Annotated in this window: 16 protein-coding genes; 6 read left to right on the top strand and 10 right to left on the bottom strand. The window is 51.3% G+C overall.

From position 1 onward, the window contains the following. Positions 1 to 183 precede the first annotated feature (183 nt). Both DP091_RS30285 and DP091_RS30280 read right to left on the bottom strand, forming a co-directional pair. Complete coding sequence (locus tag DP091_RS30285) at positions 184 to 5,772, bottom strand: pectinesterase family protein (RefSeq protein ID WP_181469964.1); 5,589 nt, start codon at positions 5,770 to 5,772, stop codon at positions 184 to 186. Between the two features lie 91 nt (positions 5,773 to 5,863). Beyond that, a complete protein-coding gene (locus DP091_RS30280) occupies positions 5,864 to 7,432 on the bottom strand; it encodes a glycoside hydrolase family 28 protein (RefSeq protein WP_113061729.1) in 1,569 nt (522 codons plus the stop codon). 294 nt (positions 7,433 to 7,726) lie between these two features. Here DP091_RS30280 and DP091_RS30275 point away from each other — a divergent pair, with 294 nt between their 5' ends. Then, positions 7,727 to 8,569, top strand: a complete 843-nt coding sequence (locus DP091_RS30275; RefSeq protein ID WP_113061728.1) for a helix-turn-helix transcriptional regulator — start codon at positions 7,727 to 7,729, stop codon at positions 8,567 to 8,569. 58 nt (positions 8,570 to 8,627) lie between these two features. On the opposite strand, the gene DP091_RS30270 is transcribed toward DP091_RS30275, so the two are convergent. Continuing rightward, on the bottom strand, positions 8,628 to 10,211 hold the full coding sequence (locus DP091_RS30270; protein ID WP_373456963.1) for a glycoside hydrolase family 43 protein: 1,584 nt from the start codon (positions 10,209 to 10,211) through the stop codon (positions 8,628 to 8,630). Positions 10,212 to 10,227: 16 nt separating this feature from the next. After that, positions 10,228 to 11,343, bottom strand: a complete 1,116-nt coding sequence (locus DP091_RS30265) for a glycoside hydrolase family 88/105 protein (protein WP_113061726.1) — start codon at positions 11,341 to 11,343, stop codon at positions 10,228 to 10,230. 286 nt (positions 11,344 to 11,629) lie between these two features. On the opposite strand from DP091_RS30265, the gene DP091_RS30260 reads away from it, so the two are divergent. Further along, complete coding sequence (locus tag DP091_RS30260) at positions 11,630 to 12,556, top strand: pectinesterase family protein (protein WP_113061725.1); 927 nt, start codon at positions 11,630 to 11,632, stop codon at positions 12,554 to 12,556. Further along, the gene (locus tag DP091_RS30255) at positions 12,556 to 13,989 is read left to right on the top strand and encodes a serine hydrolase domain-containing protein (protein ID WP_113061724.1); all 1,434 of its coding nucleotides are present in this window, start codon (positions 12,556 to 12,558) and stop codon (positions 13,987 to 13,989) included. Before DP091_RS30260 ends, DP091_RS30255 begins: the two co-directional genes overlap by 1 nt. Positions 13,990 to 14,177: 188 nt before the next feature. Here DP091_RS30255 and DP091_RS30250 read toward each other — a convergent pair whose 3' ends face one another. The 6 genes from DP091_RS30250 to DP091_RS30225 form a co-directional block, all read right to left on the bottom strand. After that, a complete protein-coding gene (locus DP091_RS30250) occupies positions 14,178 to 15,671 on the bottom strand; it encodes an extracellular solute-binding protein (RefSeq protein ID WP_113061723.1) in 1,494 nt (497 codons plus the stop codon). A 132-nt stretch (positions 15,672 to 15,803) separates the two neighbouring features. Next, on the bottom strand, positions 15,804 to 16,676 hold the full coding sequence (locus tag DP091_RS30245; protein WP_113061722.1) for a carbohydrate ABC transporter permease: 873 nt from the start codon (positions 16,674 to 16,676) through the stop codon (positions 15,804 to 15,806). Between the two features lie 47 nt (positions 16,677 to 16,723). Beyond that, positions 16,724 to 17,695 (bottom strand): ABC transporter permease, encoded by a 972-nt coding sequence (locus tag DP091_RS30240; RefSeq protein ID WP_113061721.1) that lies wholly within the window; start codon positions 17,693 to 17,695, stop codon positions 16,724 to 16,726. 559 nt (positions 17,696 to 18,254) lie between these two features. Continuing rightward, a complete protein-coding gene (locus tag DP091_RS30235; protein WP_113061733.1) occupies positions 18,255 to 20,573 on the bottom strand; it encodes a helix-turn-helix domain-containing protein in 2,319 nt (772 codons plus the stop codon). A gap of 335 nt (positions 20,574 to 20,908) precedes the next feature. After that, complete coding sequence (ilvD, locus tag DP091_RS30230; RefSeq protein WP_113061720.1) at positions 20,909 to 22,600, bottom strand: dihydroxy-acid dehydratase; 1,692 nt, start codon at positions 22,598 to 22,600, stop codon at positions 20,909 to 20,911. A gap of 19 nt (positions 22,601 to 22,619) precedes the next feature. After that, positions 22,620 to 23,285, bottom strand: coding sequence for a GntR family transcriptional regulator (locus tag DP091_RS30225; RefSeq protein WP_113061719.1), 666 nt, complete (start codon positions 23,283 to 23,285; stop codon positions 22,620 to 22,622). A 232-nt stretch (positions 23,286 to 23,517) separates the two neighbouring features. Here DP091_RS30225 and DP091_RS30220 point away from each other — a divergent pair, with 232 nt between their 5' ends. Genes DP091_RS30220 through DP091_RS30210 form a run of 3 tightly spaced genes read left to right on the top strand, consistent with a single transcriptional unit; the run spans position 23,518 to position 26,455 of the window. After that, positions 23,518 to 25,152, top strand: a complete 1,635-nt coding sequence (locus DP091_RS30220) for a spore germination protein (protein ID WP_113061718.1) — start codon at positions 23,518 to 23,520, stop codon at positions 25,150 to 25,152. 2 nt (positions 25,153 to 25,154) lie between these two features. Next, positions 25,155 to 26,249, top strand: coding sequence for a GerAB/ArcD/ProY family transporter (locus DP091_RS30215; RefSeq protein ID WP_113061717.1), 1,095 nt, complete (start codon positions 25,155 to 25,157; stop codon positions 26,247 to 26,249). Then, positions 26,246 to 26,455 carry a CLC_0170 family protein gene (locus tag DP091_RS30210; protein ID WP_113061716.1) on the top strand — a complete coding sequence of 70 codons (210 nt, stop codon included), beginning with the start codon at positions 26,246 to 26,248 and terminating at the stop codon, positions 26,453 to 26,455. Before DP091_RS30215 ends, DP091_RS30210 begins: the two co-directional genes overlap by 4 nt. Positions 26,456 to 26,477: the final 22 nt, after the last annotated feature.

Below are 26,477 nucleotides of genomic sequence, written 5' to 3'. Positions count from 1 at the left end.
GCCTGGAAAACAGGGGGTAATCCCCCCATTTCCCCTCTTGAAGTGACCACTTAAAAAGGGAGAAACCCTGTACTTTGAAAAAAGTGCAGGGTTTCTCGACAATCTGAGGGATCTCATCATCCCTGTTTTGTGTATTCTGGAATAGTGCGAACTTGATTCAACATTTGAGGGCTTAAGAAGAACTTATATAATATCTTTCCTTAATGCCTCGGCATGCCGGAGCAGGACGTCTGCCGCCAGTTCCGACAGATGCTTGCCCCGCTGTGCCCGGACCTCGTTCTCAAAGCTGCCCAGATTCCCCTTCTCCAGCTTCTTCGTCAAACTATTGACGATACCGGCATTCCCAATCTCTCCGCTGCTCAGGAACCGTTCGATCAAAGCGATCATATCGCCGGTGCTCGTAAACGTCTGAAATTCAATCTCAGCTGCTGCCGTATTGCCTGCAAGATCTGCCCCTTCAACGGTTAAGACATGACTTCCGAGCGGAATCTGATACAGCGGGATGGCTTCACCGGGTGGGACGGGTTGGCCGTCCAGCTTGATGACCGTCCGGCTGTCGTCGACGCCGGAAACGGAATCACTCATATGGATGACCGGCGTCCAATCGCTGGAGACATTCCATCCTCCCTCCTGTGCCAGTGGCTCTACCCGAATGTCCGGCGGGGACAGATCAATGGCCAATGGAACGGATTGGATGCTTTCCTCTATACCTGCAGCGTTGACGGAGCGATAATATATCGCAGCCGATGCCGCTACCCGATCCAGAACGATCGGCCCCGAGTAGTGAGTCCAGGTAACGCCGTCCAAGCTGTAGACGGTTTCGGTAACGGTCGAACCGTCGTCTTGCGCGCTCAATTCAACGGTAACCGGCACCGTGTACCAGCCGTTCAGGCCGTTAGGTTGTTCCGGCGTTAATTTGGAAGTTGTGTGCGGCGGCGTATCGTCTTCTTCCGCGTAAGGCTCCGGAAGAACCGGCATCATGGTCGGATTCCAGCCATCCGATCCTTTCATCATCATGGGAACCGTGTACAGATTCGCTTCCTCCGGCGTGAGCTGCTTTGACCAATTCGCGCGGGCTTCGGCTGCCGCACCAGGTCCGGTATTGTTATATTCATAGTATTTGGCGGTTTTCTCGTTATCCGGTCGTCCCCAGTTATGCCAGCCTTTATCGTGCACGATTCCTTCCATTTCCGTGTTCATGAACAGCACGTGGGCAAATGGTCTCCATGGACGACCAAGGTAGACATCTTCGATTCCTTCCGTTCCTATAATCTTGCTGTTGAGGAATAAATATCCGTAGGGCTGATTTTCCGGCGTGCTGGCAGCGGTAATATATCCGCCTGAACGAACATTGTGAATGACGCTCTGGTCAAACACAGCGATTCCAGGTCCATAGATAAAATCCACCGCACCTTCAATATAACTGTTCTTCACATACACCCGTTTGCCAGCATTGTTCACAAAGAACGTATCCTGATAACCGATCATGCGGACATGGTTGAAAAAGGCCCTGTCTCCCCGAAGGTCCAGCGCGGGCGCCGGGCCTTGAGGACCCGCTCCATTCGCAAACGTGATGTTCTCAGCGGTAAAATCATCGGATTCGACGGCGGTGGCACGTTCATTGAATCCGGTACCGGTAATACCGGTGTAGGTGATGACCGTCCTTTCCTTGCTCTCGCCAATAAAGCTCACGGCATGCTTCGTCTTGGGAACGGTAACCTGCTCCTCATAGATTCCATTACGGATATAGATTATCGTTCGGTCCGTATTGCCATCCGGGATGGAATCCACCGCGGCTTGAACGCTCGTAAACATGCCTGTGCCGTCTTTCGCCACGACGATGACGGAAGCAGGCGTTGCTCCTTGAGGATCGCTTCCGACGCCCGGTCCGTTCCCGTTCACCGACCTGACCGAATAATAATAGGTTTTACCGGTAACGACATCCGTATCGATGAATCCGGGCTGCCGCAAATCAGACGCGATGACTTTACCTTCTTCGTTTCTGGCTTCCGACCTTGTAATTTGGTAAGAAGCTGCTCCTCCTACGGCTGACCAGGAGAGCTTGACGCGGTCCTTGGCCGGGTTTAGTCGAAGATCACCGGGAGGCGGCGCCGTATTCGCAGGGAATGGAATGACCCGAACCGCTTCAGAATTCGCGCTGGAGGCGGCGCGGTTATGTGCGGAAACGACATAATAGTAGGCCCTCCCATTCTCCAAGCCGCTGTCCTCATAGCGGACATCCTTTACTTGATCGGCAATGACCGTGTAAGGGCCGCCATGAACGGTGCTTCGCTTGATCTGATAACTCGAAGCTTCGGGTGAGGCATTCCACGAGATCACCGCCGATGCATCGCCGGCACTCGCTTTAACACCTGCTGGCGACTCTAGCGGCGCCACTGGGCGGACCTCGACCGGGTCCGACGCATCGCTTTCGCCGGCAACGCTAGTCGCCGTCACCGCATAATAGTAGACTTTACCGTTTACAAGCCCCGTATCTCTATAGAAGGGCTCTTCAACGCGTCCCGCCTCGATATAAGGCCCTTCCTGGCTCTCGCTTCGTTTTACCGTATAGGTAACCGCGTGCTCCACCGGCTGCCAGGTAAGATCCGCCTGGGTGTGACGGCCAAGTCCCGCGAGCTCCATCGGCGCTTGCGGCTTTACGGCATTCACCGACGGCGTGACACGCACTTGGTTGGAGGGATCGCTTTCTCCAAACTCACTCACGGCCGTAACCACATAATAATAAGTGGTTTCATTGATGACACTCGTATCCGTAAACGATGGAGTGGAAGCACTCCAATCGGTAGCAACGGTCTCGTAAGGTCCCCCGTTGGTCGTGCTTCTTTTAACAGTATAAGATAGAGCTCCTTGCGCGCTGCTCCAATCCAGCTGAACCTTTCCGTTCCCCGGGATCGCCCGCAAGCCTTTAGGCGCGGCTGCCGGCTCTACGTATACCTTGATGTTGTCGAAGTAATAGGTTCCCTTGCCGGTTCCGGGCGTTCTCCCGAACAAGGCGCTTCCCAGCCCTAACGTCCGCATATCGTCCCTAAACTCAACCCGCTCCGCTGCCAGCACGTTGTCCACGTAAATATCCATGGTGTTGGCGGCCGCGTTCGCAATGACTTTCAGATTGTACCAGCGGTTGGCGGCCGGGAGGCCGGTCAGCTTGACGTCTTGCCCATTCTTGTTCTTGTAGACCAGCGCGTAGGCATCCTCCTGAACCGGTAACTGAGGCTTGCGCACCTCTAGAGCGATCGGCGTCTTGGTGCCTCCTGCATCCTTGATTTGAAGCAAAACCGAAGTGCCGGGCATGGCCGGTGACATGAAATCCGTCTCGACAACAACCGTACCCAACTGCTGCGGGAAGTTTAGGGTAAACCCTGTGCTGCCCACGGCATTATCGTATACCTTCAGCGCCTTTTCCGAACCGTTGCCCGTAGAATTGGCGGGGACTTGTTCCACCGTGACCGTATGATCCGCATCTTGAGGCTGCGGGATCACGCCATATCCGTCAGGCACTGAGCCGGCTTCAAGATTTTCGAAGTCATCGTTCACATAATACACGGTTTTCGGACCGCTGCCTGTATCCGCCGATAGATTCACGTTGGAAAATGTGGCGGTATTGTATTTCCACGTCTCATTGTTCACTTTGGCCGCATCCGCCACGAGTCCGACATGGGCTAGCTTAGGCAAATCGACTTGGACGTTTCCGACCGTGGTCCAGCTGGTTCCATCTTGAGAGATCATCGATGTGAATTGGTTATCCTTACGGACAAGCTTGATCCAATAAGGCAGCTGAAATTGCTGCTCCGGCTGAATTCTCGCAACCTCTCCGCCCTCCTCGGCTCGACTGAGGGTAACACCTCTTTTCCCCGTACGAATATAAGGGACGACCAGGGAAACGAATGGAGCATCCTCCTTCAGGCTCTCGCGGAACATGATGCCGGCTTCTGCTTCCTCGTTCGTTGGGGTAATGCTTTCAACCCTGGCAACAATTTCAGCATCGCCCTCAATTTCCTGATAGGCAAAATGAAAGACGTCCTTCGTGCCGCCGATATCGCCTGCCGCCTTGACGGTCACTGCGCCGGGGCCCTTACCTAGCTGCGTGTGTCCCGGTATTCCCGGACTGCCTATATCGGCCGACCTCCAAGGATCGATGCTTCCTTCCGTGTTCGCATGAACGATCACGCCTGTCGAGAACGCCATCGTTCCCGTATCGTCGATCGCTTTCGCCGCCCAATAATGGGTGCCGTCGGCAGCGTCCGTCCACTCATAGCGGAACGGCATGCTGTCGTCCTCTCCAACCTTCTCTCCGTTCCGGTAAAACTCGACCTTCGATACGCTTCCGTCTTCATCGAAAACGGACGCTTCAATCGTCACGTTCGCTCCGGCTTTGACCACCGTGTTGTTCGCCGGAGCAGTAATGACTGCAGAGGGATTAGCTGATCCGTTTCCCGTAATGGAATTCAAATACAGCTCCAGCTTCGTGTATCCTTCCTCATTGGCCAGATTGCGGTCGCTCGGGTCTATCGGGTCCAGCCCGCGAGCGATCTCCCAATCATTCGGCATTCCATCATGATCATCATCTTCTAACGAGGATCTAACCGGTTCTTCGAGCGGATAACCGCCTACTTCATTCTGAGAGTTGATATGCATGCCGGTTCGGTGAATAACGTCATGGATGATTCTGGCATCGACGGCATCCCGCTTGGGCAGGGTGGCGCCAGCGCTTTGCATAACCGCTGCATAAGCCTCTTCGGCGGATTCGGTCGGCAATGGATTGGCAAAGGAAGCGGGAGTTTCCAGCTTCACGTAATTCGGATACTTATGAACGCCGGACCAGTTATCCTGTGTATATTCCGGATATCCGTCCATAACGTTGCCGTCAATATAGTAGCTCCCGGTGCTCTCCGCATTCATAAACCGAACCACTTCCGTTTCGGGGCCGGGCTTGTAATAATTGTTGATCATATTGGTAACCGCCCCTTTGCCTCCGTACGAAGCAAAGAATCCCCAGTTGTAAACAACATTATTGCGGAAATCGTGGGAATTGCCTGCCGTGCTGTCAAACGCCGGGTTACGGCTGGAGTTGTGGGCAATCAAATTATGATGAAAGCTGGTGTTTTTGCCGCCCCATATCCCGCCGTAGCCGTGTCTGCCTTTGACATGTTTGCTAATATGCATGGCGTCCGCAATGATCGACCACTGCACCGTGACATTTTCGTTGCCGTAAGGGCTGAGCACTTCGTCAACGGACCAGCTGAATGAGGAGTGGTCAATGATAATATCTTTCTTATACCGCCCGCCAAAAGAGTCTGTTTCCGTTTCGTTCATATCGCCCAGCCGGAAGCGCATGTAACGGATGATCAGATTGTTTCCATCGAAGGACGTCGGGTATCCGATGACCGTAATCCCATCGCCCGGAGCCGTTTGACCGGCAATCGTCAGATTGTCTCCAAGAATCTTAAGGGGTGATTTCAGCTCGATAATGCCGCCGACTTTAAATACAACGGTCCGGTTTCCAGCGCTGACCGCATCACGAAGCGAGCCTGGGCCCGAGTCGGCCAGCGTCGTTACCTCGTACACGTCGCCGCCCCGGCCGCCGCTCGTATACTTTCCACCGCCTTCGGCACCCGGAAATGCCGGCGTTCGCGAGAAATTGGACGGGGTTACGGTTTCAGGGCCCTCCTCAGCATAAGCGGCTCCGCCGGAAAAACTTGTAAACAGCATGGTGAGGACAAGCATTTGCTTTAACCATTTTGCTGCTTTCAATTGCATACCTCCTTATTATTTTGAAATGCTTGCAACGGTTATAAATTGATCACCTCCTTTCTAAGCCTTAATGAATCCAACAGCAAAGCTACTAGATCACGACCTCCCCAGGTTCCACTTCAGAAGAAATCATAATCTGCCTAGCCTTATCGGCCTTCAGCCCCGAGCATTCGATATGCCTGGACCGTTCCCCGGTCACCACCAGCAGGAGGTCATCCTGCGAGCCCTCTTCTCCGCTGACATTCGCCACCTGAACATTTCGGCTTTGGTGAAAGAGAAGCAGCTGATTTTCCTGATTGCGAAGGACGATGTCCTGAATGCTGAGGTTCTTTCCATTTCGGCATACAATGCCTTCCTGACTTGTGATTGCCGACCGCATCACCGTCAAGTTCTCCACCGGCATCTCCGGCAAGCCGTTGATGAGCAGCGCAGTGTGCGCGCCGCTGCACACCATATCCTGAATAACAATATTCCGGAATACGGGGGTTTCCTCGGTAACCGGCAGCATCATTTCCGTTTGATACTCGCCGGAGCCGGCTTTCCCTTCGTAATATAAATTGAAGGAGATCGCATCCCCGTCGATATCCCGCATCCGGATCCTTTCAATGAAGATGTTCTCGACCACGCCGCCGCGACCGCGGCAGCTTTTAAAACGAATGCCGATATCGGTGCCGATGAAGGTGCAATCGGATACGTATACATCCTTGATGCCTCCGGACATTTCACTGCCGACCACGATGCCGCCGTGGCCATGATAAACGGTGCAGTTCCGGATGCTGATCCGCTCACTCGGCTTTCCCAGCAGGCGCCCGGCTTCATTCTTGCCGGACTTCAGACAAATCGCATCATCTCCTACATCAAACGAGCTGTTTTCCACGGACACGTATTTGCACGAATCGATGTCCAGACCGTCCCCGTTCTGGGCATACCATGGATTGCGGACGGTAATGTTCTGAATGGTGATCTGCTCCGATGCCCATGGATGCAGGCACCAGGCTGCGGAGTTTTGAAAGGTGGGGCCGCTGAGCAGGATCCGTTTGCAGTTTCTCAAGCTGAGCAGATTAGGCCTCAGGTAATCTCTCACAGGCGCATAGTCATGTGGATCCTCGCTGCCTGACTGTTCGATCCGAGCCAGGGTTTCCTCACCGTCCCGAGCTGCCGGCGTAGGCCACCACAGTCCCTCGTCATCAACGACGCCGCCGGAGTGAATTAAACGTTCCCACTGGCTTTCCGTCAGCTTCCCTTGCTTAACGGGCCTCCAGGCTTCGCCGCTTCCGTCAAAGATGCCGCCGCCGGTAATCGCGATATCCTCCAGCCCTTCTCCATCGAGCGGAGACTGGCAGCGGAACATCTGCCTGCCCTCATAACTAGACATCCGGATTGGATAAGCCTCGAATTGCTTACTGAACACAACAAGCGCACCGGCAGAGGCGTGAAGCTCAATCCGGCTCTGCAGAGTCAATGGACCTGTGTGCCAGATCCCGGGAGGGATGACCACCTTCCCACCACCGGCCTTTGCGCAGGCTTCAATCGCTTGATGAAATGCCTCGGTGTTGTCATATACACCGTCTCCAACGGCTCCATAGTCCGTAATCGTTACTATATAATCCGGGATCACAGGTAAGTCAGGACATATCGCTACTTCTGTTTGTTTGATCATGTGTACCTCCGTTTTTGTAAGATTGCTTTTTCGATCTATACCGGCATGACGATACACCTTTCGCCTCGTTCGGTAGGCATTTCGATGACACGGCCATGGCGTTCCATCGGGACCTCTATTCCTTCCGGGGTTAAAAATACTTCTGCTCCGCAGAAAACTCATACTTTTTTCATCTTAAAAATTGTTGCCGATTGCGTTCAAAGCCCTTGAAGATCGGCTGCAGGCATGATATATAATTTTCTACGATCACAATCGGTGGTAATCCAACCATGCGAACTAAGGAGTTAATGAGGAATGAATGACCGGCTGCAGCCCAAGTACCACATCGGAGATCATGATTTCTCCATCCAATACATGTCGCGAAACGGTTCCAGCAGCATGCCCCGTCCGCATGAGCATCCCTACTTTGAGCTGTATTACTTGCTTAACGGTGAGCGGGTCTACTTCATGGACGATAACGTGTTTACCGTCAAAAAAGGGGATATGATGATCGTGAACCCGCATGATCTCCACTCAACGGCAAGCTCCGATAAACTGACCTTCGAGCGGGTGCTGATCAGCTTCTCCAGAAACTTCATCGAACAGGGCGATGCCGGCGTCGCCAAGCTGCTCGATCACGGGACGTCCAGGCTCGTTCGCATTCCGCTGAAGCATCAGCCCGAAATCGAACGGCTGCTCCTTTCGATGCTCGCAGAATGCCAAACGGAGCAGACTCACTACAGCTCATTGGTGCGCGCGTGGATGAACGAGCTGCTCATCCGTCTTCATCGGATCGAGACCACGCTTCAATTCCAAACCCATGAATATGAGCATCCGATGCACCAGAAAATTTCAGAAATTGCCCAATACATCAAATCCAATTATCATGAAAGGCTTACGCTGGAGCAGGTCGCCAAGCAGTTTTACATCAGCCCTTCCTATCTCAGCAGAGTGTTCACCAAGCTGACAGGCTTTCACTTTCGCGAGTACCTGCAGGTGGTACGAATTCGCGAAGCCCAGAAAATGCTCGTGAACAGCAGAGAATCCGTACAATTCATCTCCGAGCAAGCCGGATTTGAGCATATTGCCCACTTTAATAAAACCTTCAAAAAAATCGCGGGAACCACGCCTCTTCAGTACCGCAAGCGTCATGTATAGAATCGGGGCTGTTCCAACGTTGTTACCGTCTTGGAGCAGCCCCGTAAGCTTTCTCTTTCTATATCTCTCCTCTTCCAACCCTAAACCAGTCGATATCCGCATACCCTCTGTCCGCTTGTTCTTCCGCACTTGCCGCGAACAATCCGAGCTTGGCTCCAACCCAGTGACCCTTTTCGGCTTCGAACTCCCTATCTCCGCACGGCAGGAAAGGACCGTTGACAGAAGCAAAATAGAAGCGGCATTGAGCACCGGGATGAACGGTCACCCGAATCGTTACCTCCCCTTCATCCAATCCGTCAGACCACATCACATTCTCCTCCGAGCCGTTCCCTTGGGCCTGAATAATTTCCATGGCGGAGCCGTCCGCCTTCATCTGAATGGCAGCATAAGCGAATGTTCGTCCGAATACGATCAAGCCCGCCCGTTCACCAGGCTTTAGCGCAGTCCCATCCAGTTTGGCTTCCGCATGAAATACTTCCGCCGGGAATTTCTGCATCAGCAAGTGAGGAGCATCGTAGATCGTGCGCGAAGGCTGGTTCTCCGGCACCGGGAACGCGAATAATCGCAAATGGCTTTCCTTCTCGAATGCATACCAGGCCGGATTCGGATTGGCCTGCCACTGCCACTGCAGACCAAGCTGAGCGTCTTCGAACTCGTCTGAATCGTCCGGTGCCTCAATCCTGTATTCCCCGCCTACGTTTGGCTTCGGATAACGCAGAACCGGTTCGCCGATCCCGTCTCCATTCGTATCGGCACCCATCTCCGGCCAATCATCCACCCAGCGTATCGGCTGCAGATGAACAATTCTTCCGTAGGCCCCTTTGTCTTGAAAATGCATAAACCAGGATTCGCCCGAATCCAGCTCTACCCAGCCGCCCTGATGCGGGCCGTTAATCGGGCTATCGCCTTGATGCAGTACGATTTTGTCTTCATAGGGGCCAAAGACCGAGGTTGACCGAAGCACGGTCTGCCACCCCGTAGATACTCCCCCGGCAGGCGCAAAAATATAGTAATAACCATTTCGTTTATACATCTTCGGCCCTTCCATCGTCGGATGACGCTCGGTCCCGTCGAAGACAATCTGACCTTCATCCAAGAGGCGCTTTCCGTCCGGGGACATCCGGCACATCCTTAACAAATGCTTGATGCCGCATCTGCTTTTGGCAAACGCGTGAACCAGGTAGGCCTGGCCGTCATCGTCCCAGAACGGACACGGGTCGATCAGGCCTTTCCCTTCTTGAACCAGGTGCAGAGGCGTCCAGCTGCCTGCCGGGTCCGCAGCTGTGCTCATCATGATGCCGACATCCGGATCCCCGTAGAACACCCAGTACTTGCCGTCATGGAACCGAAGGGCCGGAGCCCAGACGCCGTTCCCATGTTGAGGGACGTCATAGCCCGGCAGCTCCATTCGGGGCAGCACATGATTAATAATCCTCCAGTTGATCAAATCCTTCGAGTGCAGAATCGGCAGTCCCGGCAGATGGCCGAAGCTGGAGGCCGTCATATAGAAATCTTCCCCGACCCGAATCACATCCGGATCCGAATAATCCGCATGAAGCACCGGGTTCACGAACGTCCCGTCACCCTGATCCGACATCCATGGTTTGTTCTGTAGTGATTGCATTGTTGACGATGAGTGCATCATTCAGTTCCTCCTCCTATAACGAATCTAGTAACCGCTCCATTTCCAGACTGGCAAGGATGAAAGGCGCCACGCCAATCTGGGCATCGGACACCACTTGTTCACTGATGTAATATTCATACGACCCGTTTCGGTCATCGCTGAGTCCCGCCCCATGACATATGGAATGAAGATGCACGCCGGTTTCGCCAGCCTCAACAAACCGCTGAATCAAACCATCGTAAGCCCGCTCCGCAACAGGTCTTGAAGACTGCTCCAGGTACTGGAGCCGAACGCCCTTGGCCAAAGCGTAAATAAACATGGAGGAGCCGGAGGTTTCAAGATAATTGCCTTCCCGGAAGCCCTGATCGAGCACCTGGAACCACAGCCCGCTCTCTTTCTCCTGATAACGTGCCAGCGCTCGGCTTAGACGTTCGAGTATGCCAATCATCGTACCTCGCTTCGGATGATCTACCGGAAAAAACTCAAGACTGTCCACAAGCGCCATTGCATACCAGCCCAAGGCCCGGCTCCAAAAATGCGGGGACCGCCCGCTGTCAGGATCGGCCCATACCTGTTCCTTCGCTTCATCCCATCCGTGATAGAGCAGGCCCGTCTTGGGATCCCGGGTTCTACGCTCCACAAGCAGAAGTTGGTGAGCTACCTCGTCGAACAGTTCAGGTCGGTTGTAGGTTTTGGCATACTGGGCCAGAAACGGCGAAGACATATAGAGCCCATCCAGCCACATCTGAAAGGGGTATACTTTTTTGTGCCAAAAACCGCCGTCCGTCGTTCTGGGCTGGCCGATCAGCTGGGCGGCCAGGGAATGGGAAGCCTTTTCATAACGGGAGTCATGAAATCTGGCACTTAGCGCAAACAAATTTTTCCCCTGGTTGATCTGGTCCAGATTATAATCTTCGATCCTGTACCCCCGAATGCTCCCATCCGCCTGGACAAACAGATCCATATGCCGCCTCATGAACTCAAAATAATCGTCCTTGTTATAAAAATCCCCTGTGCGGGCGATCGCCATGAGCATCATCCCGGGTACATACGCCCATCGGCGGGCAATTTCCGGGTGAAGTCCCTCGCTGTCCGCTTGACGGAGAATGGTTTCCGCCGTCCGGACGGACCATTTGTTCTCTTGCTTCAAAACCGCCTCACCTCAATATCCTTGGAAGATTTAATCTCAAGCCTCATTATAAAGAAACATAAACGATAAAAATTCCGGATTTGATGCTGAATCATCCGCATATTTTGCATTTTATGCTCTATTTCTCAGTCTTCTCTCCTTCTAGAAAACAAGTCTAAGAAGCTGTTTTTTTTCAAATCCGGCAAAAAAGGCAAAGAATGACTCGATTTAAACATCGGAGATGTTTTTATTGGAATCTCCAATTCGATAACATAGATATAAAATCCATAGAGGAGCGTGTTCATCGATGAAAATCACAGTAGATCCCAGCGGGCAAGGCGACTTCGTGACGGTGCAATCTGCAATCGACTCGATTCCCGAACAGTCCGATTGTCTTGTCATCATCGAAATTAAAAAAGGTGTTTACCGTGAGAAAATCAACATTCCTTCATCGAAACCAGCCATCCGTATGATCGGTGAAGGACCTGAAGAAACGATTCTTACCTATTCGGATAACGCCCACACCTTAGATGAAGATGGACAACCCCTCGGGACCTTTCGCAGCGGAAGCTTCTATATCTGCGCAAATGATTTCAGCGCCGAACAATTGACCATCCGCAATGATTCCGGTCCTGGGACGGGTCAGGCAGTCGCTGCCTTTATCGATGCCGACCGGGTGTCCTTTCGGTATGTAAAACTTGAAGGTGATCAAGATACGCTCTATGTGTCCGGCGGACGTCATTTCTTTGCCGAATGTTATATCGAGGGCGATGTCGATTTTATATTTGGGCCTGCAACGGCCGTATTCGACCGGTGCACCATCCACTGCAAGCGGTCCGGTGGTTACCTGACCGCAGCCAATACGCCGGAGGAAGCGGAGTTTGGCTATGTCTTTATCGATTGCAAAATCTCGGGAGCACCCGGTGTTGAGAACGTATACCTTGGCCGGCCTTGGCGTGCTTATGCCAATGTGGTGTTCATCCGATCCGAGATGGACGGCTCCGTTCATCCACAGGGCTGGCATAATTGGAACCAACCGGACCGTGAAGAAACATCGCGTTATGCCGAATTCGGCAGCCGCGGCCCCGGAGCATCCCCCTCCTTGCGGGTTGCGTGGTCCAGGCAGCTCACTGAGACCGAGGCTAAACGGTTTACCATCGAACATGTGCTCAGCGGCCAAGACCGTTGGTATCCGCCCTACACTCCTGGTACATCCAATCAGACGAGAGGTTGATGATGATGACTGCACTGGCTCGAGTCCGTCCGGAGGACGTCGGTATTCCTCCTTCCGCCATTCTCCGCTTTATGGAGGATATGACGGAAAGGAATATGAACCTGCACAGCTTTATGCTGCTTCGGCATGGCAAAGTAGCTGCCGAAGGTTATTACTCCCCTTTTCACAAGGATTTAAGGCATCCGATCTTCTCCGTCAGCAAGAGCTTGACATCGGCAGCCGTCGGCATTGCCATCGGTGAAGGACGGATCTCCCTGGAGGACAAGGTCATTCATTTTTTTCCGGATAAGCAGCCGGAGACCGTACACCCGTATACTGCCGATATGACTATCCGACATCTGCTGAGTATGCAAACCGTCCACCGAAGATCAACCAATAAGGAGGCCAGGGATATCGTGTTCGAATACCTTCATACGCCGCCGAGTCATCCCCCGGGGACCGTCTTTGCCTACGATACGACAGGTACGCATACGCTGTGCGCCATTCTCCAACGGGTTACGGGGACCACCGTGCATGACTATCTCGATGACCGCTTGTTTCAGCCCCTCGGGATGCAGGATATCGAGTGGGAGACCTGCCCGCTCGGAATTAACCAGGGCGGCAGCGGAGCCTATTGCACCACGGAGGATCTGGCCAAATTCGGTCAGCTCTATCTGCAGGACGGGCTGTGGAACGGAATCCGGATCCTGCCGGAGGGCTGGGTAGAGTTAAGCACGTCCAAGGTCGTTGATAACTCCAGTGCCGGTATTCTGCTGGAAGGACGAAGGGGGTACGGATACCAGTTCTGGCGGGCCAGACGTCAATCCTACTGCGCTTTCGGCGCCGGCGGGCAATTCGTCCTTGTCATTCCAGACCATGACGCCGTTTTTGTCTCGACGGCCAACACCATGCTGAACCGGGATGAGCACCAAGGAATCCTCGATAGCGTATGGTCCCATCTGGTTCCTTTTATGCAGCAGTCCTGCCCCCTTGATGATGCCGGTTATGACCGGATGCAGCAGCGTCTGAGCGCCTTGAAGCTCCATCTGCCGGATGGAAGCTCTATCTCATGTAAAGCCGTGCAGGTCTCGGGGCAGCAATATCGCCTAACTGCTAACGAGCCGGGATGGACAAGTTGTTATTTTACGTTCAGTGAGCAATCCTGTGAACTCACCTTCATTCATGAAACCGGTCGTCCCAGGGTTGTTTGCTCCATGAATGATTGGCATATCGGCCCAGATCCTTTTTTCGGGCTTCCCTCCGCGTGCGCTGCAGTATGGGCAGACCCGTCGACTTGCTTGATCCACATTCAGCTGCTGGAACAACAGCAGATGTTTATTCTTACCTGCCGTTTTGACCGCGATGGTCTTGTGCTGCAAATTAAGCCAGCAGGCGCGCTTAAAACGAACCATCTTGATCTCGTGCTAATTGGAACGAAAACGGACAGCCCATGAACCGAGAGCTCCTAATTTGCCTCTCTATATAAGTGAATGATTGATATGCATATAAAGGCAGCCGTGTGAAATGCTCTTTCGATCATTAAGCAAGTTATAAGCAGTAGCGAGAGACAAAGCAGCCAAGTACACCAAATGCACTTCCTTTTCCTTGCCGCTTTGTCTCTCGTTTACATGCTCAATGACCGCTATTTTTGATTCGTGTTAGATTCTTTATATTCTGCAGCCATTTGATCTCCGCCGCTCTTTCTCCATTTCTCCACTTCCGCCTTCCAGCCGGCCTCGTCAATCTGCCCCATAATGAACTTGGTTTGTGCATCGGTGATGATCTGCTCCAGCTCTCCGCCGCGTTCATTGTAAGTCGTCGATTTCAGGGTAAGCGCAGGATTCGGTACAATGTACTTCTCGTTCTCATACACGATTTGTTTGTTCTTGTTGAACAGCTCCGTTCCTTTCGGTTTCTTCTCCATGTTGTACAAATCGCCCCGTTGCGGAAACGTATCCCGATAAGGCTTGACTTCTTGAGCGTCCTTATCCGCATCGATCGTTACGGTATAATCTCCTTCGACTTTGTAATGCACGCCTTCGATGCCTTTATTAATAACATTGACCATCTCGGGATCCAGCAGTTTGTCAACGAAGGTCAGCACTTTAGCCAGCTCTTCTTCAGACTTGACCGTTGATCTGGGGATAGCCAGGAAGCCGGTATTTCCGCTTTCCCCCGGAACGCGAACGCCTTCAGGACCTTGCAGCGGAGATACGTCGACAACCGCTTCCGGAACAACCTTTTCCAGCTTGGTTTGCAGCGATTGACCGTTACCGCCGGAGATCCGGATATTCGCGCGGCCCGATTCATACACCTTATTGAGCTCGGAGGAATCAACCACGGCGAAATCCTGATTAATCAGCTTCTCTTCATATAATTTTCTAAACAGCTTCATGACCTCGAAGAACTGCTCGGATACGAACTCCGGATAGAAGTTGCCTTGCTCGTCAATGCCCCATTTATTCGGTGCGCCTTGGGAAACGGCAAGCCGGGTTAACGTTGATGCCGTCCCCTGGTTATAGCCTTTGTCGAGCATCATCCCGTAGGTGTCCCTTTTTCCGTTGCCATCCGGATCCTCCTCCGTGCTGTACCGGATAATCTCATACCAATCATCCAGGGTGACAGGCTCCTTCAAGCCGGCTGCATCGAGCCAGTCCTTGCGGTAGCTGACGATCGCCCGGCCCATGTCCCGGAACAGGGGGATGCCGTACACTTTGCCGTTCACGCTAATGTTGTCGTAATAGGCCTGCGGCTGCGCGGCCAAATTCGGGTAATTTTTCAAATGGGCTGTGATGTCCCAGAACAGATCGGCTTCGAGTGAGCTGATCGTCGTTGGCGTATAGTTCAGCTTGATCAGCTTCGGAAGCTCATTGGAAGCGACCATGACGTTAACCTTCTCGTCGTATGCAGAGTAAGGGATCCACTGAATCCGCAGATCCGTATTCGTATATTCGCGTATTTTTTCCTCCATCTGATTTTTCGGGTCGGGTATTTCCCCAACCTGATTAACCACCATGGTGAGCGGATAAGGTCCGTCGCCATTGACCCCGCTCCCGCCGCTCTTGTCCCCGCAGGCCGTTACAACCATCATCCCCGCCAGCATTGCCATAGCGGTTGTCATCCATCTTTTCTTCATCTTTACCCCTCCATATTCATTTCTATTGAAACCCTCTTATGAGGTAGTTCAAAATTCGTCTTCCCATGACGAAGTAGTTCGGGAAGACTTATTGAACTCGCACTCTTATGGGAAGAAGGCACATCCAACCGGTTATCCTTTCACAGAGCCCAGCATGACGCCTTTCGCAAAATGCTTCTGCAGAAAAGGATACACGAGCAGAATGGGCACGGTGGCAAAAACGATGACCGCCATTCGAATCGTTAACGGCTGCACGTCCATTTCGTCGAAGCTGGAATCCCCCACCCGGCTCTGTGCCAAAATCACGATTTCCCTAAGCAGGACCTGAATCGGCCATTTCTCGTTATCATTGATGTATAGAATGGCATTAAAAAACGTGTTCCAGTGAGCAACCGCGTAAAACAAACCGAACGTGGCCATCGCTGGCAGCGACAATGGAAGCACAACTCGAATCAGAACTCCCAAGTCATTGCAGCCATCGATTTTAGCCGAATCCTCCAGCCCGTCGGGAATTTGCTGGAAAAAATTCTTCAGCACGATCAGGTTAAACGCACTGATGGCACTTGGTATCATCAAGGACCACAGCGTATTGGTCAGATTCAACCCGTTCACGACGAAATACGTCGGTATCATCCCCCCGCTAAACAGCATCGTGATCAATACGCCGAGCAGGATCGGATTTCTGCCCCGGAGATGAGGCTTGGACAACGGATAAGCCATCAGCGATGTAAACGCCAGATTGATCAGCGTCCCTACTACCGTAATATAGATCGAAACGAGCAAGCTTCGCGGCAGTGTGTCGGACGAGAATATATATTGGTACGATACGAGCGACCATTCTTTGGGCCATAGAATCAACCCGCCCTTGGCGACTTCAGCCGGACTGGCAAACGAAACCGCCAGCACATACACGAATGGAAGAACACACACGATCGCAACGATGAATAAAATCGAATGGTTAATGATATCAAACAGGCGATTGCCCCAGGTTTGATCTTGACGCACGTTTATTCCCTCCTGTCATTTCAAAAAAAACATCCGTGGGCATCTACTCAGTACACCCCTTCTTCCCCAAATCGCTTGGCCATCCAGTTTGAACCGAGAACCAGAATCAATCCGACAAAGGATTTAAACAATCCGACGGCTGCGCTGTAACTGTACTGTGCTTGCGTCATCCCTTTGGTATATACATACGTATCAAATACTTCACTCACTTCCCGGTTCGTCGGCGTGATCATCAGGAAGATTTGCTCGAAGCCCGAGTCCAGGAAGTTGCCTAAACGAAGAATAAGCAAAATGATGATCGTGCTGCGGATGGCCGGCAGCGTGATATGCCACAGCTGGCGCCAGCGTCCGGCTCCGTCGATCCGTGCGGCTTCATACTGTTGCAGGTCTACGCCTGCAAGGGCGGCAAGAAAGATCACGGTACCCCAGCCTACTTCCTTCCAGATCGACTGGGAAACAATCATCGTTCGGAACCAATCCTTCTCCAGCAGGAATGCGATTTTCTCGCCCGTTATCTGATAAATGATTTCATTCAGAATGCCGTTCTCGGTCGTAAACAATATATAGAAAATACCGACAACGACAACCCAGGATACAAAATGCGGGATGTAGATCAAGGTTTGTACAAATCTTTTGAAGCGTTCCCGCCTCAGCTCATTCAGCATGAGCGCCAATATAATCGGCAGCGGAAAGAAAAAGATCAGATTATATAACGCTAGAATGATGGTGTTTCGAAAGAGCATCCAAAATTGCGGCTCGCTGAAAAAGCGCTCGAAATGTTTGAACCCGACCCACGGGCTGCCGAAGAACCCGGTATGCGGCTTGTAATCCTGAAAAGCCATCGTCACCCCGTACATCGGCACGTATTTAAATACGATAAAATACAGCACGCCTGGCAGCAGCATCAGATACATCCATCTGTCCCTGACTAGATCCCTTAGTAAGAGCTTTCGTTTCTCCAGGCGCAGTTCCCTCTTTACTTGCGGGCCGACTGTTGCCGGAGCTTGATTTGTGTTCATAGCACCTCTCCTAAAAGTTTTGTAAGCGTTACTTCTTGAATGAACTTCGAACAAAACTCACTTCGGAAGCATGCGCTTAGTTTGGTAAGCGTTACTTCTTGAATGTGCTTCGGACAAAACTCACTTCGGAAGCACGGGCATTGCCTGTTTGAACATTGTTTTTGTTCGTTGTATGCGTTTTCACGGACTTATTATCCGTCACCATCTCCGTGTCCGGCTATACTCCGTTCATGACTTCACGCACCAGCCCTCGGTGAATGCCTTCCCAGCAAGGATTACAGGATTTCACCAAATTCCCTGTGTATGCCGTATTCCACCTTCTATATGCCGCATATGACTTACAGATAAGAGCTGGATCTTCGCCGTCTACATTAGCCATGGAACAAATGGTTCCGAATCAAAATTTACAATGGTTCCGTACGGGTGCAAAAAAGCTGCTCCACCGCAGAACATCTACGGATGGAACAGCTCCATTAAGCATTTGTTATGGTGGCTTACCAAAAATTGAGCCATCATGCAGGGTGTGTCTTCATCTTCGGATCGACTGCTTAGACCCAAGCTAACCTTCTTCACGATGCTGCTCCCGGTACTGACCGGGAGTTACCCCAAATGTCCGACGGAACGTACGAATAAAGGCGCTGATATTCGTGTAGCTCACTTTCTGGCCGATTTCCGAGACCTTCATCTCGGTAGTGGCCAGCAAGTTTTTGGCTATATTCATTCGGTACTCGCTTAAGTATTCACTGAAGGGTACACCCATCTCTTTCTTAAATACCCGGCTGATGTAAGCCGGATTAAAATTCATGACCGCCGCGCAATATTCGAGTGAAATGTCTTTATCATACTGCTCTTGCACAAGCTCCACGATTCGGCGGGTAATGTTTACGAATTGCTTATCCGCCATGTCCTCCATAATCCCGATCACAGGTTTAAACAATCTGGAGCGGAACCAGCTCGAAATTTCGCTTCGTGTCTGCAGCCTGAACAGATGCTTCAGCTCCTCTTCGCCATTCCATAATTGCTGCATCGATAGTCCCTGCTCCTGGGCAATGCATATGGTCCTCGACGCAAGCTGCAGCAGCAATAAATGATGCTCTTGATAAAGTCCGTCCTTGCACAGCAATTCATCCAAATAACGCTGAAACTGCTGCTCCACCTTCTCAAGCTGCCGTTCTTCAAGGGCAAGCATCATCTGTTCTTCAATCAATCTTAATTTCGTGTAAACCGTCTTCTCTGCATTGCCTTGATCCTCAATATCGGCATAGCGTACGATGATATTCGACCCGAGCACAAATCGCAATTTAAGTGCTGCGCCGCTTTCTTTATAGGCACGCTTCACATCGGACAACCGCTTAAACGGGTGGCTGATGCCGATGCTGCATTCGAGCCCGAGGTATTCCTGAACCTTGGCTTTGATGTGCTGAGCGGTCTCATAGAACAAAGCCTGCCCGGCTTCGGCATCCTCTTCTTTACAGGTCAGCAGCGTCACCTGGGAATGATTCAGCACGATCGGACTGAAACGGGCTTCTTCCGGCAAGGTTTCCGAGACAATATTGCTTACCGCAAACAGAAGAAGCTCCCGGTCCTGTTCCTGGAACCGCGACTGCTGCAGGTTATCCAGCTCAAGCTGCAGCACCCCGAGACTTCCCCAGCCCGCGGGAAACCCATAGCGTTCGGAAGCGTACTTGTCATCGGCTCCGGACATTTGCTCAGTAAACAGCTTCAGGACATAGAACTCCCGCAGATGGACTGTTTGGGATTTCATCTGTTTGTCCAGCTCGTTTCTGGAAACGGCAAGGGAGGTCAGGCTCTCCCGGATGAACTCAAACTCGTCTTTGCGGTTGTCATCGGCCTGCTGCGGTTGAACGTTCGTCGCAAACTCATGGAGTCTGCGGATTGGAGAATACATTCTCCGGCTGCCAAACCAGGAAGCGATCAGCACGGTCACAATGATCCCGAAACAGGCGGCGGCTGTGATCAGCGCAATGTTCCCCGTCTGGTCCGTCACTTTATCCAGAGATACCACGGATACATAGGTCCATCCGTTATATTCCGATTTGGCATACAGCACGCTTACCTTTTTGCCTTCGCTCTCTGCGTGGAATGCACCTTGGAGCTGACCGGACTGCGCAATCCTTGCCGAGACCTCTCCATTGATCGAACGGTATGCCTCCCGATCTTGAACCGACGACAGAAATGCCTCTCCCTGCTCGTTCAGAATATACTGGGCGGCCCGCAAATTGTCAGGTTCCAGCATGGTCCGGATATCTTTGGCAGTGATTTGCAGGATCAAAATACCTGTTGGGGACGCGTTCTTCGTTAGCAGCGGTATTTTATGCACCAGCCGAAGGGTTGTGGCCGTTCGTTCCGCGCTGTTCCAATGATCCGCCTCCACCGGATTCGCGTTTTGCGTAATCTCTCCCGATCCCGTTGCCCAGAATATGCTTTCATTGGTATCCAGATACCGGTCGAACTCGGTTTTGTTCACGCCCTCCAGGGGCTTGAGGGAATATAAATCCACGACCCATTCATGCTTCAGATTAACGACATACACCTGATTTAATATGGTCTGCGTCTGCAGGTTAAACATTTCCTTCATCAGTTCCCGGACCTTAATAAAGTCCTGTCCGCTTAACTCGCTGTCCATCACAGACTTCAGCAGCGAAGAGTTCTCAAACTGCAAGGCGGTTCTTTGCATGGAATCGAGCACCTGCTCGACCCTCATCCGGGTCTGGTTCAATAGATGCATATTTCCCTCGTTTACCTTCTCCTCCACATCTTTGGCGGCAATGAAATAAGAGAAAAATCCGATGAGAATCGTCGGGAAGGATCCTAGCAGTAAACTGTAAATGAGTATTTTGGATTTGAATGTTCCCAATATCGTCTGCTCCTTCTTGGTATTGGATGTAAAGAACAGGACCAACAGGACATTATAAATCGATATGTACGCTTCAAATGATAACGCTTGCAAAAATAATGATTTAAAAATCATAACATACCCTGGCCATAATTTTTAGTCTCCCCATGCTTTTTTGGCCAGCATTTTGATCTATTGATGTCAAAAGCACTTCCCTGTGTTTATTCAATATAGAGAATCCAAAGGTAATTGCTGATCATTGCGAATATGGCCCTGGTCCATCCATATGCAAACAAGCTCTTGCGAAATCGCAAAAGCTTGTTTACATAGCCCATCATTCAGGCTGGAACATGATCTTAATCTGCAGAATCGGTAACCGCACCTTTAGAAGCTGAGGACACTAATCGGGCATACTTGTATAATACGCCTGTGGAAACCTTGAGTGGAGGCTGCTGCCATGCTTGTGCCCGTGCAGCGAAATCTGCATCCGATACGTCGAAGTTCATTTCTTGCGTTTCACTGTCGATGGTGATCATATCCCCATTCCTCAGCAGCGCGATGGGTCCTCCTACCTGCGCTTCTGGCGACACGTGGCCAACTACGAACCCATGGGATCCACCCGAGAACCTGCCGTCCGTAATCAACGCAACCTCCCCTCCGAGACCTTTGCCTACAATGAGAGCCGTTACCGACAGCATCTCCGGCATACCCGGCCCGCCCTTTGGACCGCAATAACGAATCACTAACACATCACCCTTGTGGATTTCATCTTTCAAAATCGCTTCGGTCGCATCCTCCTCGCTGTCATACACCTTGGCCGGTCCGACAAAACGCAGCTTCTTCATACCCGACATTTTGGCAACCGCACCTTCAGGTGCGAGGTTACCTCTTAGCACAACCAATGGCCCATTTGGCTTCAACGGCTTATCGATAGGGTGAATGATTTCCTGGCTGTCCATTAAAGGTGCAACCTCCGCCAGATTCTCTGCCAAAGTTTTGCCTGTGACCGTCAGGCAATCCCCATGCAGAAGTCCCTCGGCGAGCAACATTTTCATGACGCCCGGTATGCCGCCCACTTCGTTTAAGTCCTGCATGGCATGTCGTCCGCTTGGCTTGAGGTCTGCGAGGTGGGGAACGCGCAAACGGATTCGCTCGAAATCGTCTAACGTCAAATCAACACCAACCGAATGAGCAATGGCGAGCAAATGCAGGAACGCGTTAGTGGAACCGCCTAAAGCCATGACAACCGTTATCGCATTCTCAAACGCCTTTTTGGTCATGATGTCCCTGGGATAGATCTCATGCTCCAGCAGGGATATGACCTGCCTTCCAGCGGCAGCGCATTCCGCTGCTTTGTCAGGTGATATAGCTGGTGTGGAGGATGACCCGGGCAGGCTCATTCCCATGGCTTCTGCCGCAGCGGCCATCGTGTTGGCTGTGTACATCCCGCCGCAGGAGCCGGGTCCCGGGCAGACGCTGCACTCAACCTTATGGAGCTGCTCGTCTGACATTTTTCCATCATGATATTGCCCGACCGCTTCAAAAGCCGTAACGATATCCACGTTCTTGCCTTCGAGTTTCCCGGGTTGGATGGTACCCCCGTAAACATAAACCGCAGGAATATTCATCCTTCCGATCGCCATCAGGCATGCGGGCGTATTCTTGTCACAACCGCCGATCGCCACGAGACCATCGAATCGTTCGGCCCCCGTCACGATCTCAATCGAATCCGCGATGGCTTCGCGGCTGGGCAGGGAGAACAGCATACCGCCATGTCCCATCGAAATGCCATCCGAAACCGTGATCGTGTTAAAAATAAGCGGGGCGCCGCCATGGTTGCGTACCCCTTGCTTGGCCTCTAAGGCTAACTTGTCTATATGCATATTGCACGGAGTGACTTCACTCCAAGTGCTGGCTACGCCAATCATCGGTTTCTTGAAATCCTCATCTGTAAAACCAACAGCCCTCAGCATCGCTCTGTTCGGTACCCGATTGACACCCTCACTGATTACTTTACTGCGAATACGTAAGTCTTTTTTGTTTGTCATTCTTCCCTCTCCTGTCTTTTTAGAGTAATCCATGCAGTTCCTGCATGGGACGCATGAAATTTTGTTTCATCATCGCCTGTGCCCGATTACTGTCCTTCTGCTCGAAAGCACTGATAATCGATGCGTGCTCATCGACCGAAGCTTGTGTAGCAGCGATCGGTTGTTTTAGGAACACGTATTTAAACCGTCGGATATGCATCTGAAGAGAAGCGCTATATGCAGCGACATAAGGATTATCGGAGAGTTCCACGATGAAGTTATGAAACTGTTCGTCCAGTTCCATGGCTTGGTACGCTTGCCCGCTCTTCATGGCACTTTCAAATTCCAGATTCATCGCCCGCAATTGCTGGATCTGCTCCGAAATAATAACGGTAGCGGCCACTTCGGCAGCTAGTGCTTGCAGAGCAGCCATGGTCGAATACATCTTAAAAATATCTTCCCTCTCAATGGCTGTAACTTTTGTTTCTTTTCCGGGATGCGTGGACACGAGTCCTTGTACTTCGAGCAGTTGAAAAGCTTCCCGGATCGGTGTTCGGCTTACGCCAAGAGACTCTGCCAATTCAGCGTCGAGCAATTTCTCGCCGGGCTGCAACGTGCCATCGATAATCCACCGTTGAATTTGGGAAAACGCTCTTTCCTTTGCGGTCATCCGTACGGGAGAGACAAAATTCTTAGGTACTGGCATAGTTATTATCATCCTTACACATTATGTTTGTTATATGCAATATATCGCATACATATATGAAATACAACATATTTCTTGCTGATTATTCACTTCCCACAACATGATCTTCTCGGAAACGGACTCCTAACAAACGATATGGATTACTTCTATTGATAAAAATAACAACCAGAGGAAATACTTAATCAAAATATCCAAATGCTGTGACCCGTGAATCAGGAGAGGTGTTTGTAAAATGTCATTTTCCACATGGGCGGATTCGAACCAGCCCAACAATAGCAATAATCTTTCTGCCAATCCGAATGGGAAGAACTCAGAGGATATGAACATATCGGTCAATCTCGAAGAAACCTTATCCGAAATCAAGCAAGTGCTGGGTGATAGTGACGATTTTATGGTATATGGTTTCCAAGTGTTCGGTCAGCATCCGGCTGTATTGTTATATTTCTCCGATATGACGGATCACGCCGTCATCAATAACACGATCCTAAAGCCCCTTAAATATGGGCCGCGCCATATCGACGTTCATAACCTCCCGCACGATGCGTTAATGGAAACCATAATGAAAGATACGCTTTATCATAGTGAGGGTTATTCGGAGAAAAAAATTTCCGTTATTACCGACAACCTGCTAAGGGGACAATCCGTCGTAGCCATTGAAGGGATGGGCGAGGCGATCATCATTGACACACGGCAGATCACGCAGCGCGCTATTGAGCAGCCGGCGACGGAGCAGGTCATCCGCGGGGCCAGAGAGGGATTCATAGAGTCCTTGGGAACGAATATTTCTCTACTCCGCTATCGGCTGCAAACACCGGATTTTCGAGTGAAATCCATGGAGATCGGAACGAAGACCAAATCCAAAGTTGCCATATGTTACATGGACGGCATAACCAATCCCGGCATCATAAAAGAAGTCCAAAAGCGGCTGGATGCAATCGAGATCGACGCCGTTCTGGATTCAGGTTATTTGGAACAATTCATCGAAGATAACCATTGGTCTCCGTTTCCGCAAATCCAGTATACCGAGCGGCCCGACAAAGTCGTGGCGAATCTGCTGGAAGGGAGAATCGCCATTCTGGTTGACGGCTCCCCTCTTGCCTTAATCGCGCCTACGGTGTTCAGCCAGTTCTATCAGACCGTTGAAGATTATACCGAACGCTTCGTCCTGATGAGTGCGATTCGAATGTCCCGTCTGGTTGCACTAGTATTTTCATTGGTCTTTCCCTCGCTGTATGTAGCGATCATTTCGTTTAATCCGGAACTGATCCCCACAGAATTTGCGGTTGCCGTTGCCGGCGGGCGTGCCGGCGTTCCCTTCCCAGCCGTGATTGAAGTGCTTGTCATTGAAATCTCGATGGAAGTTTTAAGGGAGGCCACCATACGCTTGCCGCAACAGGTCGGCGGAGCTTTATCGATTGTCGGCGTCCTCGTCATCGGGCAGGCTGCGGTAGCGGCAGGGTTCGCGAGCCCGATAACCGTTGTTATTATCGCTTTAACGACCATTGGCTCTTTTGCAACCCCAGCCTACAATGCGGCTCTGGCTCTTCGGCTGCTTCGTTTTCCGCTGATCATTTTAGCCGGTATCTTCGGTCTATACGGCGTCATGGTTGGTATCATTTTGATTACCAATCATTTATTGTCACTTAAATCGTTCGGGGTCCCGTACCTAAGCCCATTTGTCCCTGGGAACTTTCAAGGCATGCGGGATCTCCTGACCCGAGGGCCGTTGTGGAAAATGAAGAACCGGCCTTCCTTCCTCCATCCGATGAACAAAACAAAATTAGGTAATCAAATGAAGGAACAAGTGGATCATTCTTCATCCCATATCATGGATCCCGTCCATCCTAACGACGAGAAAGGGCGTTAACGATGAGAGAACAGCGCCAAATCACTGTCTTGCAGGCTTCTGCCGTTACGATCAGCACCATCGTTGGAGTAGGCGTTCTTGCACTTCCGTTAGCTGCGGTGAAGGCAGCGGATGCAGGAGCTCCGCTCGTCACTTTTTTAGGAATGCTGCTAGCGTTTGTCGGACTTTTTTTCATGACCCGGCTTGGCATGCGGTTTCCGAATGACTCTTACATCGAGTATAGCGAGGTTATCATCGGCAAATGGCTCGGGAGAATCGGAAGCCTCATATCGATTGCTTTCTTTGCTGTCCTAAGCTCTCTTGTTGCAAGAGAATTCGGAGAGGTGGTTGTCACAGCCGTATTGAAAAACACGCCACTCGAGGTCACTGTATTGGTCATGCTGCTCCTGGCTGCTTTTTCTTCACGCCGAAATATCATGACCTTTGCTTACATTCACTTATTCTACAGCCCCTTTATCTTAATTCCTGCGCTGTTGATCGTCGCCCTGTCGTTAAAAAACGCGGACATGATTAATGTTCTTCCTGTGATAGGGAACGAAATTCGAGGAATACCGGCAGGCATTATTACGTTGTCCACCATGTTCCAGGGATACTTCATTATGATGATGGTCATCCCTGCCATGTGCAAACCGGAAAGAGCGATGCGGTCCAGCATATGGGCAATGGTGATTACCGGTGTGCTGTATATATTGATCGTCACGGCAACGGTTAGCGTGTTTGGGGCGGAAGAGACAAAGAAGCTGTTATGGCCGACGCTGGAGCTGGCAAAAGCAACTTCATTACCTGCCAACGTACTGGAACGTTTGGATGCGGTCTTTCTTGCCGTCTGGGTAACCGCTGTCTTTACCTCCTTGTTCTCTTGCTATTACTTTACGATTTACTCGATAAGCAAGTTATTCCGATTAGCTGATCACGGGATGATGTCCTTCTTCATCCTGCCCATCCTGTTCGTTCTGGCCATGCTGCCCCAAAGCTTGGTTCAATTGAATGAAGTGAACGGCTTGATATCCAAATTTGGTCTGCTGGTCACCATCGTATATCCTGGAGTGCTGCTTATCATCGCCATGCTGCGTAAACAAAGAGGTGCGTCCAAATGATCGGAAATCTTTACAGCGGTTATATGGATGTTGCCATCTTGATCTGGGTGTTGTCCGGCATGTTCAATCTGGTCATCGATACAAATAAGTATGAGCAATCAAACATGACCAAGGAGAGGAAGGTATCTCGTATACTGGGCTGGATTCATATCGTGATCGGAACTGCGTTGTTTCTAAGTGTCATACTTGTAAAGGCTCTGGTGTGAGTGAGCATGTTCACCAAGTTCA

This window comes from Paenibacillus sp. MDMC362 (assembly GCF_003269305.1).
Lineage (GTDB): Bacteria > Bacillota > Bacilli > Paenibacillales > Paenibacillaceae > Paenibacillus_AQ.
Note: the sequence above shows the minus strand (reverse complement) of the source record. Positions and strands in the feature narration are given on the sequence as shown.